Genomic DNA, 16,957 nt, shown 5'->3' on the forward strand with positions numbered 1-16,957 from the left:
TCTTGAAGGCCGACTGCGCTGCAACGGCCGCCCACCGCGTCCGGTTCGCACCAGCACTGTAACGGCCCGGGCAGCTCGACGCGCGCCCTGTTTGCCTTCACGCAATCTGCGCGTAATCCCCCGAAGCCTTGAACCTTGGAAGCTCATCCACTTTCGTGGATCATTTAGCTCAAGGTGCGTGGGAGGCGCTTTCCCTGTTCGTCTGTTATGCGCTCATTCCGCCGCAGACCGTAATCTCGGCGCCGGTGACGTAACGGGATTCGTCAGAGGCCAGATACACCACCGCATCGGCAATCTCCTCTGGAGCGCCCAGACGCTTGAACGGAACCATCTGCTTGATCTCTTCAAGATATTCCGGGGCGTTGCCAGCGAGCATTGGCGTGTCGATCAACCCTGGCAGCACGGTATTCACCCGTATCTTGTCCTGAGCGAGATCCTGAGCGGCGGACTTGGTCATGCCGCGCACCATCCATTTCGATCCGGCATAGGCAAAAAGGCCCGGCGAACCGCGCAACGCGGCGATCGACGAGATGTTCACGATGGCACCGCCGTCGTGCGCCTTCATAACGGGATGGACCGCCTTCATACCGAAAAAGGCGCCGAGCACGTTCACGCGATAATGAAGGTCCATCAGTGCCTGATCCGTCTCAGCCAACGACTTCTGACGATAAATGCCCGCGTTATTGACGAGGATGTCAATGCCCCCGAAAGCCGCCAGGCATTGCTCCACCACGCGCTGCCAGGAAGCTTCGTCCGATACGTCATGGGACACGAAGATCGCGCTGTCGCCAAGTTGGTCCGCCAGCGCCTTCCCATCAACCTCGTTAAGATCGGTGATGACAACCTTGGCCCCCTCCTCGACGAACCGCCGGGCCTCTGCGGCGCCCTGCCCGCTCGCGGCGCCGGTGATGATGGCGATCTTGTTGTGCAGTCTGTTCATTTCAGATCCTCGATCCAGGCTCATCAGCTGATCACTGACTTGATACTATCACATTATGACGGATAACAGACATTTATGTCAACTTGTTAGTGGGTAGGTCGATACCCATTATTGCGTCGCGCGCCATGATGCTGAGGTCGCTCCACAGCACCGCGAGAAGGGCCGGGTCGCCCGGAGGAAACGCCTTCCGGCCAGGGACCCCTCGGCCTGATCGGCCAAGCTATTTCCGCGCAAAAGCCCCGCGTCCAAAAAAGCGGTCGACGCCTTCGGAAGAGGGGTTCGGACTCCGGGCAGGGTCGTTCGCTGCAATATCGGCGTGAACTGCGGCGGACCTGATGACCGCGGGACGCTGTGCAATGAGATCGCACCAGCGGCGAAGGTGAGGATGGTCATTCCACAGCATTCCATGGAAATCATGATATAGTGCGGCCCATGGATAGGTCGCAACGTCCGCTATCGTATATTCATCGCCGGCAAGGTAGGCCGAGACGCCGAGACGCTTGTCTAGCGTATCATAAACCCTTCCCGCCAAAGTCCTGTAGCGGCTGGCCGAATATTCGTTGTCAGGAGGCGCGTGCCTCAGAAAATGAGTATGCTGCCCAAAATATGGTCCGACATTGGCGATCTGCAGCACGAGCCATTGCATCGTCTCCATTCTCGCCCTGGGATCTTTTGGAATGAGATTGCCAGCCTTCTCCGCAAGATACATCAGAATGGCGCCCGATTCAAAAACTGTATAGGGTTCACCATTAAAGCTGTCATGATCAACGATGACCGGAACTTTGCTTAACGGATTAAGCGCGACGAATTCAGGTCCATACTGCTCGCCGGCGACCACATCGACATTATGGAATGTATAATCGAATCCCAGTTCTTCCAGTGCGATGATAATCTTAAGAACGTTTGGACTGCTCATGCCGTAAACGTCGATCATGGTTGTCCTCCAATTCATAGCAGAATTTGAGCAGTGGTCGATTTTATATCGGACAGCGTTCAAACCGTTTCAAAGTTAGTTCGATGCCCACCGAGGAAATCATAGGAAGGGTCATGCCGGTCACGACGAGCGATAAAATTCGGCATTGACGCATCGAGAACCATAAGCGTCTCCCCGTCGACGGTTTCCGCCGTGTCAACCAGTTTGTCGGCACGGTGCCAGTCGATGATAGTCCTGCGACGCTGTATCGCCCATTCGCCATCAACACAGGTAAAGTGATCGAGATAACGACCACCAGCCGACATGTCGATCTGCTGATCCCGATGGGGAATGCGGAGAAGAAGTGTCCAGTAAGATTCCGACCAAGCGCCATCGCCCGACACTTCTATCAAAATGTTGGTCAACACATGCTGAGTAGCGGTCATCGGCGCATGCAAGCGCTCAACCCATTCGGCCCAGCCATAGCCTGAGCCGGAATATTGGCCGCTATGTTCGTCTATTCCGTCAGGGTGATAGCATTGCTGCGCAAGTTCCCGATCCATCCGGTCCATGGCGCGGCAGTAGCGATGCAGGACTTCTGTGATGGCCTGCTTGGCGGCGAGTGTTTCCACATCAGCGCAAACGCCCATCACGTCTCTCCCTTATGATATAGAACCGGCTCCGCGCGATGGCTGCAGAGACGCGACTGAATGTCGACGATTATGAATGTAATTCGACGAATATGTCAACTTGCTTATATGCATTCTGCGAGCGCCGGGCTTGCGGGCCGTGAGCGGAGCTGGGAACGCCCCCCGAGTCCGCTCTCAGTCCCTAACGATATGATCCAGATGCGCCACATCTTCTTTCAAAATGCGCAGCACATCCTCGATCCGGTCGCTGCGGGTGCGGTGGGCATCAGCTCGAAGCAAGGAGCGGACCGCCATGTCGGCAACTGTATCGGCGACATCATTCAGCGGAATGCGTCCGTCCGGATTGAACCACCATGCGGCCCAGTTGCGCATCCCGATGATGCTGAGTGCTGCGACGTGCGGATCGACGGGCCGGAACTTGCCGATCGCGATCCCCCGCTTGATGATATTCGTGAAATAATCGAGGATCACTCTTTTGGATACAGCGTGCCGTTGCTTGAGTTCCTCCGGCATATCGCCCTCCGAACGGTCGAGCACCCGGAACAGCACCGGGTTTTCCAGCACCCACTCGGTGACTGTCCTCATCACAAGCCGAAGCGACTCCTCGGGATCTCTGTCAGCTTGCTGAGCAATGTCGGCCAGCCGGGACGCGCTCGACAGGGTCACCTCCTCGATCAGCGCCTCCAAGATCTTCTCCTTGTTGGGGAAGTGATAGTATAGGCCGGGGCGGCTAATGCCTAAAACATCCGCCAGATCGCGCAGGTTCGTGCCGCCAAAGCCGCGCTCGGCGAAAAGTTGCGCTGCTGCCTTGAGCATCGCCTTGCGCACCAGCGCCCCACGTTGCCGGGTCGCGCGATCCGCGCCGTCATCGGTGACCCGCGCCACTTCGGTTGTCCGGGCCAGGGCAACATCTGTCGCTGCTTTCTTTTTCGTCAAGTCCTGCTCCGTTAGCTGGTATCCCGTGGGGCTCGATATGCCCTTTTGCGGAAATTTCCATCCAACTTCGACACTTTTGTAGGTTATGTCATTATTCTGGTCGAAACCGGGCCGAACACCGCGCGTTGCGCTCGGCTGGCGATGGAAGACCAGCTATCAGGGTCGTGACGCCATCAGTCGCGAGAAGCGCACGGGATTAGGGATCACGGCCCCATGCGGCAGGATCGCTCAAACCGGTCAGTCACCTGACCCGCCCCGCAACGGCCGATCCAGCAAGGCTGAAAGGGCGCTTGACAGCCGATCGTTCAATTCTGTCCAATAGTCAGCAGGATCTTCCCGATAGTCTCACGGGATTCCAGGGCGCGATGCGCATCCGCGATCCTGTCCAACGGATAGCGTCCTCCGATAATGGTTCGGACGCTGCCCTGAGCGACGAGTTCATACAGTTCGGACAATCCGTCCCGTACATGCCGAGGCGACGAAAATCCAGCGAGCGAGAAGCCGACGATAGATTGATTCTTGAAGTTCAAACCCATCGCCTCGGCGGAACCGATGGACAGATCATCGATCGTTCGGGAACTGTAGAGAATGAATTTCCCGAAGTTTTCCAGCATTTCAAGGCATTGCGGTATGACCGCGCCACCGGCTCCTTCAAATATGATGTCCGGACCGTGCCCGTCGAAATGTTCCCTCGCGGCGTCGGTCCATCCCTGGATACCGTAGTTTATGGCTGCGGACGCGCCGAGGTCGAGAACAGTCTGAAACTTCGCATCGCTGCTGACGGCGCCGACGATGGTCTTTGCTCCTGCCTGCCGGCACAACTGGATCAGCCAGGATCCTACCCCGCCGGCGGCAGAGGTGATCAGCACGCGCTTGCCGGCCACGTCGTTCGTCTTGACCATATAGAGGGCGGTCAATCCCTGCGCCATCGCGGCAACCGCATCATCGAAACTGAGATTGTCGGGCAGACGAACCGCGGTGTCGGCGTGGCCTACCGCCAGCTCCGCATACCCCCCCGATCTCGACGCATCAGCGAACATAGGCGCGGCCACGCGGTCCCCGATCCCGAATTCGTTAACTTCGCTACCTACTGCTTCAACAGTGCCGGCTACCTCTGATCCCAGCACAATGGGCAAGCTTATAGGATAGAATTTATTCTGCCGGAGCTTGGTCTCCGCAAAATTGACGCCGCAAGCCGCAACCCGAACCAGAATCTGTCGGGGGCCTACCTCAGGAGTTGGAAGGTCGATGACGTTGAAGATTTCCGGCCCTCCAAAGCGATCAATCCGAGCAGCCTTCATATGCATCTCCTCCTTCTAGACTATTTTTGCGCGCCTTCATCCGCTTCGCGCAGTGACGCGCGGTCGCATCCGATGGACGAGAATTGTCAGGCGACCTTTTCCTGCTGCGCCCTTTCCTCGGCCAGCTTCTGGGTGATCATATCCCGCAACATCGGCTTGGAAGGCTTGCCCGAAACGGCAATAGGAAATCCATGAACGATTTCGATCCGCTCGGGAAACTTGAACTTCGCTACTCCCAGGCCGTCCAGATGTTGGGTTACTTCGGCAAGTTCGATACCGGTGGCCCCTTCGGCCAACACCACGAAGGCACACATCCGTTCGCCAAAGGCGGGGTCAGGCATTCCCACGCACATCGTCGCTGTAATTTTGGGATGCTCGTTCATGAGGCGCTCGACCTCCGACGCGTTGATCTTCTCACCGCCGCGATCAATGACATCCTTCACGCGCCCCTCGAACGACAGGTAGCGTTTGCCGTCCACAATACGCCAACTCAGCAAGTCCCCACTGCGGTAATAATGGTCGCTGGTAAAGGCCTCTGCATTGCGCTCCGGGGACATATAGTATCCCCGCGTCACCGACGGCCCGCGCACGATTAGCTCGCCGATCTGACCCGGCTCGACGTCGCGTTCACTGCCCGGCTCGACCAGTCTGATTTCATCATAGGGGGAAATTGAGTTCCCGACCGAAATCTCGATCGCCGCCAGGGAATCTTCTTTACGCGTATGGCAAAGCAGGCCTTCAGTCATGCCGAAGAGCGTATAGGCCGGCGCATTGATGAGCGCGCTGAGCTTTGACGGCTTCTCGGGGCAAATCAGGCCATAAGCCCCCGCAAAGCTGTTTTCATCAATAAGCCCCAGTTCTTTCAGGCGCAGAATATGGACCAGCATGATAGCGCACCAGGTCGGACGACGCTCCTTGATGGCGGCGGCGATCATCTCGATCTTGGGGGAAGTCGCGATAGCGACTTCGCCTCCTACAAGCAGCGCCGGCAAGATGAAACACGCCATTGGCATATTATGCATCATCGGGTTGGGCGTGAAGCTTACGACGGTTTCGTCGAAGCCGAAAAAGCGGGAAATCTGGCCCGCAGTATAGACATACTCATTGTGGAAACGCGGGATTATCTTTGGCGTGCCGCTGGTGCCACCCGAAAGCTGAAAGACACAGACCTGATAAGGATCGAGTTCCGCACGAATGCGAGCAACGGTGGCCTTTGCAGTTCCGGGATCCTCTGCCTGCCAAAGTGCCTCGAAGGACGGCGCGCCGTGGGGCGTATCCATGCCACACTGGATGGCGATGACATGTTCCACGCTGGGCAGGCGGTCGCGCATCTCCAGCGCAAATTCCACGAGATCAAACCCGACCGGCGCATATGAAACTATATGAGCCTTCGCTTCGGCCTGCCCGCCGATTTGAAGGATTTCATGCGCGCGGTGCGCGGCAAGAGTGCAGATGGGGATGAGCCCTGCCTTGATGCAGCCGAAAAAGGCGAACAGGAGTTCCTTTGAATTGATCGCCTGAAATATCACGCGGTCGAGCGGTCTCAGGCCAAGCCGATGCAGCGCGGCCGCAGCCCGGTCCGTGATCTCGTCAAATTGCCGATAGGTGATCGTGACCCCTGGTTCCGACAAGGCCACCCGATCAGGCCACCGCGCGCACGAGGCGGTCAACGCATCGGACAATGTCTCGTCCTTGAGAACACCTTCGCCGGCGTAATATTCAAGCACCGCATTCGGAATATAGGTTACGCCGGGCATTGGCCTTTTCACGCCGACCATGGCATTCTCTCCCTTCAGAAATTCTTGTTCTTGCTCACTGCGGCCGCGCGCTATCGCGAAAGCTTTGGTAAGCATCGTAGAAGCCGGGCGCGTAAGCGCGAAGCCGTTCCTCGTTGATACGTCCGGTCCGCGTCAGAAAATCGTGGATGAAGGGCACCAGCGGCTGCTGCATGTGCCGGGCGACTTCCTCATACCATTCAAAACTCAGCCGGGCAGCCTCACCGAATTTCTGTCGACCTGGACGTCGGATATGCTCGAAGCGCGCCAAGGCGGCTGCGACATCCTGTTCGCATTCTTGAAATGCTTGATGGAGCGCTGCGGCATCCTCCATCGCCAGGCGGGTGCCCGATCCGATGGAAAAATGCGCGACCCGCTGGCTGTCCCCAAGCAAGACGATGTTGCCGCTATAGAAATGCTCGTTGGTCACGGCCGGAAACTGACGCCAGATCGAATGGTTGGCGATGAGGCGCTCGCCCATCAACTCTGGCGCAAAGACCCGTTCCATCTCCGCCTTGCGTTCATCGTCGGTCATCCGATCCAGGCCGAACTTGTACCATGTCCTCTCGTCGCATTCGGTGACGAACGTGCTCATGGCGTCCGAATAGGCATAATAGTGCCCGATGAAGGTCCCTTCCTCAAAGGTGCGGAAGATCAACGCCATCGGTTCCATAGGGCGAGCAACGCCGTACCAGGCGAAGCGATTACCCAATATGCGGCGTTCCGTTCCAAACTCGACTTCGCGCTCCTGGCGCAAACGTGAATTGGCGCCGTCCGATGCCACAATCAGGTCATAGCCGTCCAGATCGTCCGCACTGTCCACCGGCGTTTCGAAATGCAGGTTTACACCAACATCGCGGCATCCTGCCGCCAGAATCTGCAGGAGCCTCAGTCGCGATATTGCTCCTGCGGCCGACCCATATTCAATCCTGAATTCCTCGCCGTTCAAATGTATTTTCTGTTCTTGGGTGAACCGCATCGAGGCCGTCATTTTCTCATAAACGTCGGGATCTGTATCTTCGATTTCCTTCATCGTGCGCCCGCCCAGACCGACGCCGAAACCCCACGTCGCGCCCTCAGGGCCGCGCTCGAAAAGATCGACATCGACATCCGGTCGCGACCGCTTCATCAATCGCGCGAAATAAAGCCCGGCAGGCCCACCGCCGACAATCGCGATCTTCACCCTGCGACCTTCTCGCCGATCCGTAACGTGTCCCGGCCATATTCACGGATCGAACCGTCGATGCCGCCGCTCAGGCATGTGTACCAAAGCGCCGGCTTGAAGCCACATCCACGTCGTGTAAACACCAGTTCCTCGTCACTGGATATCGTAATGTAACCCTTGCGGGTTTCACTGACCCGGACGCCTTCCTGTCCGCGCGCGCATTCAATCAGCCCTGAAAATTCGGGCACATCAACCACATGAATTTTCGGCATATCATTCGCTCTCCGCCAGGTATGCATCGACCATGCGCGCTTTGCGCTTCCAGATATCGTCAATAGCCTGGACGCGGTCGCCGGTTTCATTTTCGATCGAAATCGCGGCTTCCAGCGTCAGTCTGGCGTCGACCTCGTCATAGGCGTTCATCGCACGCGTCTGCCACGCGATCTCTACCGCATATCCATTGGGGTCCGTCACATATATCGATTCGAGTATCTCATGCGGAACCTGCATGACTTCGAAGCCCTTGCCTTCCAGCTTCTCCTTCCAGGCCAGCAGTTCCTCCCGCGTGTCGACCCGCCAGGCAGTGTGCACGGAATTATACACAAAACTGCCCTGCGGGACGTTGTCCACCGGCTGCGCAGTCTGCAAATAATAGAAGAAGGCGATTGTGCTCCCCTGTCCGGATTCAAAGAAGAAGTGAATGAAGTCCGGATGGTCGTCCGGCCCCCAGCCCCGCGCGCAGATCGCATGACAGAGCTTCAGTTCCAGCACGTCGCGATAAAAGTGCACCGTCTCCTTCAGCTTCCAGGTCGGGCGCGCGGTGTGATGGACGCCTTTCAGCGCCACGGCGGTTTCGATGGCGGGGCCTTGAACCTTGGCATCGGCATTAGTCAGCATGACTTGCCTCCTTCAACGTAGAATTGGACTGTTCGGAAAAGCGCTCGGCCACCCATTCCCCTATCCTCTGGCCGACGAGGGGCCGTGGGTTGGGATCGCCTTCATGGATGGGGCGGCCATGATGATCGCCAGCCACCTTCATGCGCTGCTTGTCCGAGGTCCCCAGCCAGTCGAAAATGGCTTGGGTATCTTCGGGGAACGTCGAGGCGTCGCCGGTATATTCGATGAAAAGTGTCGGCTGCTCTATCGCAGGCGCGCATTTTTCCATGGAAGCGTTGGAAGACAGCCCAGACCAGGTCGACAGCCAACTGTCTGCGGTGCACAGCCTGCCAAAGCCGATGCTGCCGAGGTTCGAGACGGCCGGATTGGCGCCCCACAAACTTCCAAGCTTACGATCGGACGGGTCGATCGAAAGATCCCAACAACGCAGATCGGCGTCGGTGCGCCAGACCGGGAAGATTGGTGTGTAGGCCGCTTCCATGCGATCGGCAGGCGTCGCTCCGCCCTCCTTGATCCGCTTTCGGGCCGCCACGCGGCGCGCGACAATTTCCAACGCATGACTATCGAGACGTCGGACGCGCTCGATCTGCGCCGCGCGGTAGCGTGCAACGAACTCCGGCGCATAGGTCGCGCCCTTGCCCGAGAATCCGTTAGCAGTGCTGAACGGATCGAGGGCGGGATCGCTGCTCATGGGGTCCTGCTCGTCCACGACCGAAGGGTCCACCCCGTTCATCAGAAGCCTTCCCTGCCCCAGATGCGCCGACACGAAGACAATGCCGTCTGGTGGGATCATCTCGGCTTCTGCTAGGGGAACCTGCTTGCCCGCAGGGGTACGGGTAAGGCGCTTCTCCGGCGCGAGCAGCGCCTGCTGATTGTAGAATGCGAACAAAGGCCCGCCACCGGAATTGCCGACGAGCAGGATCTTTTCAAAGCCCTGCACCCTAAGGAAGCTTACGGCCGCGGCGACATCAAGGATAGCCAGTTCATGCTCGAGCCGAATATCGTTGCCGATCAGTCGGGGCGTCGGCAAGCACACGGCAATGCCCTGTCGCGTCAGTTCAGCGGGGAGGTAGAACGGAACCAGATGCTCGCGCGGATGCATGACGACCGCGGCAACCTTTTCATCGCCACGCGCGTAGAAAAATCCCGAAATCGTCGCGCCGTCATGTGTCCGCAGCGGGTGGACGCTTAACTTCACGTCGTCCGGCACGGGCCGGTCCGCATCCCAGAACGCCCCACGGAGCCCGGCGGTAATCGCCTCTTGCTTGGGATCGACCATGATCAGCCTGCCTTCGCTACGGTTTTGGCCGCACTCGAATAGCGGCCGGACAGCAGCGCGCCCGCGCCTTCGACAACGGTTTGCAGTTCCAGTTCCTCCAACATGCGGAATGCGGTCGAGATCGCCGAGGAGACAACGGGAACGCCAAGACTCTTTTCGACTATCGGCACGGCGGCGAGTGAAGGCATCTGTACGCAGGCCGACAACACCACTGCATCGGCATTGGCGATATTAAGCTTCGGCGCGATGTCGAGCAGCGCAAGCGGATCGCGCGCTCCCACCGCAAGATTGTCCTCGATCTCAAGCGAGATGCTATCAAGCACCTCGACGCCCTCGGCTTCGATATAGTCAATGACAAGCTTGGTCAGCGGCTTCATATAAGGCGCGATTATCGCGACGCGCTTGGCGCCGAGCGCATGCAGCCCCTCGACGAGCGCGCCGGCGCTCGTGACGACAGGCGCGGGACCCCCATTTTCAACCGTACGCTGGTGCAGCCGCCGCTCCGATTCCCGATGGTAGCCATGCCCCATGCTCATGATCGCAACGAGACAGGCATAGCCCATCACATCCATCCGGGCGTCCGACAGTTCCAGCGCGCAACGGTCGGAATCACGGTCCATCGCCGCGAGTTCTTCCTTGGTGACCTTCTTCATGCGCATCCGGCTCGAATGGAAGGTGAAATTGACGCCATGGGATTCGCCATAACGCTGCAAGATCGCCGGAACTTCGGTTTCCATCGTCGTATTCGAACTTGGAACGATCTGCCCGACTCTGAAGGCCCGCTTGCTCATGAAGGAAATCCCATCCCGCTTTCTGGTATCAACGCTTAAGTCCAATAAATAACTATCGTGTATAGTCAAGTCAAGGCGCGCGTGCAGCCGTCTGCGTTGCGCAGTCCCATGCGACGCTTGCAGAGCCGGATTTTCTGGAAGTCGGTATCGCCGGCCTGGCGGCGATAATAGCGCATATGTTGGAAAAAAAGTTCAGGAGTCAGGGCTGGCCAGTTTCAGGAGCGCTACGACAGGGTACGGCGGCGCCCCCCTCCCCACCTTGCCAGTACAGCCCTGTAGGGATCGCGAACCTACTGAGCGACGCGCCCGGCCATCCGGGCATATTCGCCAACCAGAATATTTGACGAGCCCGGTGAGGGGGATATCGCCGCTGGCGTCCCGACCCAGATGGCGCTTGCGCTATGCAAGGCTTTCGAACATGGTTTGCGGCGTTTATGTGTCGGCGGGTAAGCATTTTCGCAAATGGCGCCGTGCTGTATTAGGGAGTTGAGCGTGGCGAGAAGGACGGCGGCGGTCGCTGGCAAGCGAACAAAGGCAAGCAACCCAGCCCCAACCGAAACGGTCGACGAAGCCAGCGAGCCGTCCAACCGTCACCGTAGCGGCCTTGTGCGCAGAGCCATGTTGAGCGCTGCAGCCGAATTGTTCGCAGAACGCGGTTTCGGCGGAACCAATCTGCGCGATGTTGCAGACGCGCTTGGCATGAGCCGGCCCGGCCTTTACTATCATTTCCCAAGCAAGGAAAAAATCCTGGAGGCGCTGATCGAGGAGGTGACCTTCTCATTCGCGGCCCAATTGGACAAGATTGACGCCCCCGAAGACCAGGACCCTGAGGAAGCGCTCCGCAGCGTCGTGAGGATTTCGACGATGTGGGTGCTCGATAATCCTGTGATGTTCCGCGTCCTCGATCGTTCGGAGACGGAGATGCCGGACGAACTCAGAGAAAAGCATGACGTCTCCAAGAAGGCCATCCTGGAGCATATCACGAGGATCATCGAGCGCGGGGTCGCGGTCGGTAAATTTCGTCCGGTCGACGCCCATGTCGCAGCGCTGACCATCGCCGGAATGCGGAACTGGACGGCGTGGTGGTTCAAGCCGGAGGGGCGTATGCATCGGCACGAGATCGCCGACATGATTTCCGAAATGGCGTTACACTCCGTACTGCGCCCCGATGCGCATCGCTCGCGGAGTGACAGAATGAGCGACGTGTTGCGAATTCTGAAGGAAGACGTCGCACATCTGGAGCATCTGCTTAAGAGTTGACGACACCACTCCAGATCCGGCTCGGATCTGAGCGAAAATTGAATTCGATGCGATAAATGAATGGAGGCCGGAATCTTGCTTCCGGTCGCCAGATGACTTGCCCTCGACCGGGCCCGTACGAAGGCCCCCACCGAGAGAAAGGCGCTGGATTTATGCGACAGCCCTTCGAACGGCCTCTTGGCTCAAAGCGATGGCGGCAAGAGGTGGATCGCCGACGCCATGACCGCGCTTCTGCCCTTGGCATTTACGTCCCCGGGCGATCATACGACGCCCTAAGACTGCAATAGCGCGCTGTCGGCCAGCGACGCCCCTCTCCCCGGCTACAACGCGCATAGATTGACTTTTTATTTATATGTCGTATTTCCGACTTTATAGTAAGTTCGGTTGACGTCCCATGCCGCCTTGATGCCGATCAACACAATCGGCGGCTAGGTAAGAACGCAGGCGATAAGGTGCTCCAAAGCGCCATCGCCCCGAGAGGATCGACGGATGAAGAGGCGTTTGAGACCATCTGCAATCGCTAGCGATGTTGCGACGATCACCCGGTCGACGACGCAATCAATCCGTCAATATCGACAGACGAGCAACATCATATGGCGCGCCATCCAGCTCTCCCCGGCGCGGACGACGATCTCAGAGGATTGATAATGAATAACGCCGTGATTGCATCAAAGCACAAATCCTGGTTTTCAAGATCGTTGGGCGTCGTACTGATCTTGATCGGCGTCGTGATGACCTATGGTGGTGCGGTCCTCGTTTCATTGAACGGATCGCCTTATTACGCTCTTGCGGGCCTCTTCCTCGTCGTAAGCGGTGTCTTTTTTTTTCGGCAGAACTTGTGGGGCGTATGGATTTACGCGCTTATATATGGCGCCACGATCTTATGGGCTGTGGGCGAGGTTGGCCTGCAACTATGGGCCTTGGCCCCGCGGATCATCGCGCCCACGGTGCTCGCTATCCCCGTCTGCCTTTCGCTCATTTTTCTTCCGCAAGCTGAGGCGTTCGTAAAAAAAGGCGGGGACGGGCTGGGCAAGGAGCGGCGCCTTCCTCTGAAGCGGATGGGATACGCAGGCGCAGCTTTGATGGTCCTGGCGCTTGTCGGCTTCGGCATCGCCGCCTTTAACCCTCAAGGCGTCCTCCAGCCCGATGCTGAAACGCCGGCGACAGGCCGGATTTACAGCGATGCCTCCGCCGGGTGGACGGCCTATGGGCGGACAAACGAAGGACGTCGCTTCGCGCCGCTGAACCAGATCAACAAACAGAATGTGGGCGCCTTGAAGATCGCGTGGATCGCGCGCACGGGAGATATTCCGACAGGTGGCGCAGCCGACGAAAATACGCCGCTTCAGGTAGGAAACCGGTTATTCACGTGTAGTCCCCACAACATCGTTCATGCGCTCGATGTCGATACCGGCAAAATCCTCTGGACCTATAACCCCCGTGTTGAAGCGCCATTCTGGCAGCGGTGTCGGAGCGTCGCCTTTCATGAATCCCCCGCCGCGAAGATCTGTGCCGCCCGCATTGTCATAGCCACGATGGATGCGCGCCTGATTGAAATCGACGCCAACAGCGGCAAGCCCTGCCCCGACTTCGGCAAGGCAGGCACCGTCGATCTTCGCGAAGGCCTGGGCGAGGTCAAGCCCGGCTACTATTTCATGACCTCCGCCCCAACTATTGCGAAGGGACTTATCATCATAGGCGGAGCGGTGGTCGACAATGCCGATCTTGACGTGCCATCAGGCGTCGTCCGGGCATTTGACGCCAATACCGGCTCCCTCCGCTGGGTGTGGGACCTGGGCAACGTCCGCGACAGCAACGCCTTACCCGGCAAGGAAACCGTCTTCACGCGGGGGACGCCCAATGTGTGGGCCCCTCCGTCGGTCGACGAAGCACGCGGCCTGGTCTTCCTTCCAACTGGCAATCCCGCGGCGGACCATTGGGGTGGCGCCCGTTCGAAGGAATCGGAACGCCACACGTCAGCAATCGTCGCGCTCGACCTTGCTACCGGCAAGAAGCGCTGGACGTTCCAAACCGTCCACCACGACCTGTGGGACTATGACCTTCCGTCGCAACCGACGCTGGCCGACATTCCGGATGGTCGGGGCGGCCGCATTCCAGCCGTCATACAACCGACGAAGCGCGGCCAGATATTCGTCCTTGACCGGCGCACCGGTGTTCCCGTGGCGCCTGTCGCGGAGCGGCCGGTGCCGCAAGGCGCGGCGCCCGGAGATTGGACGTTCCGAACGCAGCCCTATTCCGTCGGAATGCCCGCGATCGGCGCGAAGCGCTTGACGGAGGCGGACATGTGGGGCGCGACTCCCTTCGATCAGCTCTGGTGTCGCATCGCCTTCCGCCGCTTGCGCTACCAGGGCGACTTCACGCCACCGGGCACTGATCCGTCGCTGCTATACCCCGGTGTCTTTGGTGGCATGAACTGGGGTAGCGCCTCCATCGACGAGACGCGCGACTATCTGATCGTCAACGACATCCGCGTCGCCCACAAGCTTGTCCTCATCCCGCGAGCCGATGCCGACCGGGAAGGTCCCGGGATCGTCAAGCGTTTTGGCGGCCCCGCTCAACCCATCCCCGGTCATGGCGGTTTTCAGCCGCAGAACGGCACCCCCTTTGCCGCCATCTATCTGAACTTCCTCTCTCCGCTGGGCATCCCATGCCAGGCGCCACCCTACGGCACGTTGACGGCCATTGACATGAAGACGCGCAGCATCGCCTGGCAGATCCCCATGGGTACGATGCGGGACACAGGGCCGCTCAACATCAAAATGCGCCTGCCATTGCCAATGGGTCTGCCGACCATTGGCGGCCCGCTTGTCACTGGGGCTGGCCTGATCTTTTTCGCCGGCACGCAGGATTTCTATCTCCGCGCGATCGATTCCGCGACAGGCAGGGAGCTTTGGAAAGGCCGGCTCCCGGTAGGTGCGGGCGCCACGCCGATGACCTACATTTCGCCAACCACAAAGAAACAATATGTAGTGATTTCCGCCAGCGGGTCGCGGGAATCGCCCGACACAGGCGACTATGTGATCGCATATGCGCTACCCTGAAGATGGAGATATGGCCGATTGGGGACCGGCGCCTCGTCCCCTCGCCGCAACGCCGCTGGCCGGCTTCACCCCCTGATGAATTCCAGCAGGTCTTGGTTGATCTTGTCCGCATGGCTGGTCAGCATGCCATGCGGAAGACCCTCATAAATTTTAAGAGTAGCATTGCGCAACAATTGTGCCTGCAGCAGCGCAGCGGCTCGGTAAGGAACGACCTGATCATCATCACCATGCAGCACGAGCGTCGGGACGCTGATCGCCTTCAGATCCTCCGTTTGATCGGTCTCCGAAAAGGCTTTAATTCCATCATAATGCGCCTTCGCGCTGCCCATCATGCCTTGCCGCCACCAATTGCGGATCGTACCTTCCGATACTTCCGCACCAGGCCGATTGAAGCCGTAGAACGGTCCTGAGGCCACATCGAGGAAGAATTGCGCCCGATTGGCGGCAAGTGCCGCGCGAAAACCATCGAACACCTCTAGCGGAGTGCCTTCGGGATTGGCTTCGGTCTTCAGCATCAATGGCGGTATCGCCGCTACCAGCACTGCTTTGGCAACCCGACCCTGGGGCTCGCCATATTTAGCGACATAGCGGGCGACTTCGCCTCCGCCGGTCGAATGACCGACATGGATCACATTGTGCAGGTCGAGATGTGCGACCACAGCTGCGGCATCGGCGGCATAATGATCCATATCATGTCCGTCCCATATTTGGGCCGATCGGCCATGCCCCCGCCTGTCATGAGCGATCACACGGTAGCCATTCTGCAGAAAGAACAGCATCTGTGAATCCCAATCGTCCGAGGAAAGAGGCCAACCATGGTGGAAATGGATCGGCTGCGCGTCTCTGGGCCCCCAATCCTTGTAGAAGATTTCAACTCCATCGCCTGTTGTCACGTAGCCCATGGCAGTTCTCCTCCTCGTTCAGTTCGATGCCGGCGCGGCGATGCTCAGCTGATCACCGCTTCAGCATCCCCTCAACCCATATAGTGATCGAACCATTCCAGCATCTGAACCGGATCGCGCTGGAAATAGGTATATCCGTCCCAACGGCGTGTTGTTCCCTCGACCCAGTAGAGCTTCTTATCTGATATGGGGATATTATCGAATATGGCTTGGACATCGCCAGGGTTTGTATAAACATCCTCCCGAACCTGGTATAAAAACGTGGGTATCTTTACATTTTCAGCCCACGGTACTGGTGAGAATTGATCTATAGAAAAACTGGTGTACAATCTTATCTTCTCATCCAGTCGTTCCATATATTCATTACTTATTCCTAACCGCTCCAGCGCCCGTCCAAGTGAGACACGGGCTGACAGAGGCTGTGGACACACCATGCACCGGACGCCTTCGAAAGCATCGGGCCTCCGGGTCATCGCGTACATGGTTGCATTTCCGCCCACACAGCGACTGAAAAGCCCTATCGTCATACCACGCGTATCGGCGCGACTTCGGACGTAGTTAAGTGAACCGACGACGTCCCGGGATTCATAATTGCCCACCGAAAAGACCCCACCGTTCGCAGCGCCGCTTTGACCGAAATTGCGCAGGTCGTAGGCAAGTACATTGTACCCCGCGTCGTGCAGGATTTTATAATCCGGGACAAAGTTAACCTCAAAATCATTGCCTGCCGAACCGCCCAGCGACTTCCAGGGCTCAATATGGGAGGGAAGGCCTGCGCGGTTGAACCAGCGGGGATGATTGCACAGGATCAGTTTGTTCGATCCGTCACGGGGAATGAACCATCCCTCCAGAGGAACGCCGTCTTCCGAAGGAAAGAAAATATCCTCATAATACAGCCCCGCTTCACTAAGGCGTGTGGACATTTAGCGCATAGCGATCTTCAGGGCCGCAAGGTTGATCATGGCGCGGTAGCTCTGATCAGTTTTCTCGTATCGGGTAGCGATGCGCCGGAATGTTTTGAGGCTACAGAAGAAGTTCTCGACGAGGTGCCTCCAGCGATAGGCATGGAAGTCGCAGTCGATTTTT

15 protein-coding genes and 2 pseudogenes are annotated in these 16,957 nt (G+C 58.3%); 2 read left to right on the forward strand and 15 right to left on the reverse strand.

Translation table 11 applies throughout. The features are described 5' to 3' along the window. Positions 1-205: 205 nt before the first annotated feature. The 12 genes and pseudogenes from BV95_RS19435 to BV95_RS19480 all read right to left on the reverse strand — a co-directional run bounded on the left by BV95_RS19435 (position 206) and on the right by BV95_RS19480 (position 10,647). Positions 206-940, reverse strand: coding sequence for an SDR family NAD(P)-dependent oxidoreductase (locus BV95_RS19435; protein ID WP_037456047.1), 735 nt, complete (start codon positions 938-940; stop codon positions 206-208). Between the two features lie 220 nt (positions 941-1,160). Further along, on the reverse strand, positions 1,161-1,874 hold the full coding sequence (locus BV95_RS19440; protein ID WP_037456050.1) for a glutathione S-transferase family protein: 714 nt from the start codon (positions 1,872-1,874) through the stop codon (positions 1,161-1,163). Between the two features lie 59 nt (positions 1,875-1,933). Beyond that, positions 1,934-2,503, reverse strand: coding sequence for a nuclear transport factor 2 family protein (locus BV95_RS19445; RefSeq protein ID WP_051749900.1), 570 nt, complete (start codon positions 2,501-2,503; stop codon positions 1,934-1,936). A gap of 174 nt (positions 2,504-2,677) precedes the next feature. Beyond that, entirely contained in the window at positions 2,678-3,439 is a 762-nt protein-coding gene (locus tag BV95_RS19450) for a TetR/AcrR family transcriptional regulator (RefSeq protein ID WP_082808005.1), read from the reverse strand. Positions 3,440-3,744: 305 nt separating this feature from the next. Continuing rightward, on the reverse strand, positions 3,745-4,740 hold the full coding sequence (locus BV95_RS19455) for a quinone oxidoreductase family protein (RefSeq protein WP_037456055.1): 996 nt from the start codon (positions 4,738-4,740) through the stop codon (positions 3,745-3,747). A gap of 86 nt (positions 4,741-4,826) precedes the next feature. Beyond that, positions 4,827-6,593 (reverse strand): AMP-binding protein, encoded by a 1,767-nt coding sequence (locus tag BV95_RS19460; protein WP_081873464.1) that lies wholly within the window; start codon positions 6,591-6,593, stop codon positions 4,827-4,829. Next, entirely contained in the window at positions 6,553-7,548 is a 996-nt protein-coding gene (locus BV95_RS19465; protein ID WP_234703252.1) for an FAD-dependent monooxygenase, read from the reverse strand. The genes BV95_RS19460 and BV95_RS19465 overlap by 41 nt, the downstream gene beginning before the upstream one ends. A gap of 57 nt (positions 7,549-7,605) precedes the next feature. Continuing rightward, positions 7,606-7,698 (reverse strand): annotated as a pseudogene (locus BV95_RS24970) (NAD(P)-binding protein); the annotation flags it as partial. Next, a complete protein-coding gene (locus tag BV95_RS24395) occupies positions 7,695-7,952 on the reverse strand; it encodes a hypothetical protein (protein WP_051749902.1) in 258 nt (85 codons plus the stop codon). The pseudogene BV95_RS24970 and the gene BV95_RS24395, both read right to left, overlap by 4 nt. 1 nt (position 7,953) lies before the next feature. After that, positions 7,954-8,577 carry a VOC family protein gene (locus BV95_RS19470; protein WP_202901580.1) on the reverse strand — a complete coding sequence of 208 codons (624 nt, stop codon included), beginning with the start codon at positions 8,575-8,577 and terminating at the stop codon, positions 7,954-7,956. Next, positions 8,567-9,856, reverse strand: coding sequence for an alpha/beta hydrolase family protein (locus tag BV95_RS19475; protein ID WP_156028717.1), 1,290 nt, complete (start codon positions 9,854-9,856; stop codon positions 8,567-8,569). The genes BV95_RS19470 and BV95_RS19475 overlap by 11 nt, the downstream gene beginning before the upstream one ends. A gap of 2 nt (positions 9,857-9,858) precedes the next feature. Then, positions 9,859-10,647 (reverse strand): maleate cis-trans isomerase family protein, encoded by a 789-nt coding sequence (locus BV95_RS19480; RefSeq protein ID WP_051749903.1) that lies wholly within the window; start codon positions 10,645-10,647, stop codon positions 9,859-9,861. 492 nt (positions 10,648-11,139) lie between these two features. On the opposite strand from BV95_RS19480, the gene BV95_RS19485 reads away from it, so the two are divergent. Together BV95_RS19485 and BV95_RS19490 are read left to right on the forward strand one after the other, a co-directional pair. Then, positions 11,140-11,907 carry a TetR/AcrR family transcriptional regulator gene (locus tag BV95_RS19485; protein WP_162179770.1) on the forward strand — a complete coding sequence of 256 codons (768 nt, stop codon included), beginning with the start codon at positions 11,140-11,142 and terminating at the stop codon, positions 11,905-11,907. A 647-nt stretch (positions 11,908-12,554) separates the two neighbouring features. After that, positions 12,555-14,969: a membrane-bound PQQ-dependent dehydrogenase, glucose/quinate/shikimate family gene (locus tag BV95_RS19490; protein ID WP_051749905.1), complete on the forward strand. Its 2,415-nt coding sequence runs from the start codon at positions 12,555-12,557 to the stop codon at positions 14,967-14,969. Positions 14,970-15,034: 65 nt separating this feature from the next. On the opposite strand, the gene BV95_RS19495 is transcribed toward BV95_RS19490, so the two are convergent. The 3 genes and pseudogenes from BV95_RS19495 to BV95_RS19505 all read right to left on the reverse strand — a co-directional run. Next, positions 15,035-15,871: an alpha/beta fold hydrolase gene (locus BV95_RS19495; RefSeq protein ID WP_037456064.1), complete on the reverse strand. Its 837-nt coding sequence runs from the start codon at positions 15,869-15,871 to the stop codon at positions 15,035-15,037. Positions 15,872-15,942: 71 nt separating this feature from the next. After that, the gene (locus BV95_RS19500; RefSeq protein ID WP_051749906.1) at positions 15,943-16,794 is read right to left on the reverse strand and encodes an alpha/beta hydrolase family protein; all 852 of its coding nucleotides are present in this window, start codon (positions 16,792-16,794) and stop codon (positions 15,943-15,945) included. Continuing rightward, positions 16,795-16,957: pseudogene (locus BV95_RS19505) on the reverse strand (IS5/IS1182 family transposase); the annotation flags it as partial.

The sequence above is a fragment of the Sphingobium chlorophenolicum genome, assembly GCF_000722875.1.
Classification (GTDB): Bacteria; Pseudomonadota; Alphaproteobacteria; order Sphingomonadales; family Sphingomonadaceae; genus Sphingobium; species Sphingobium chlorophenolicum.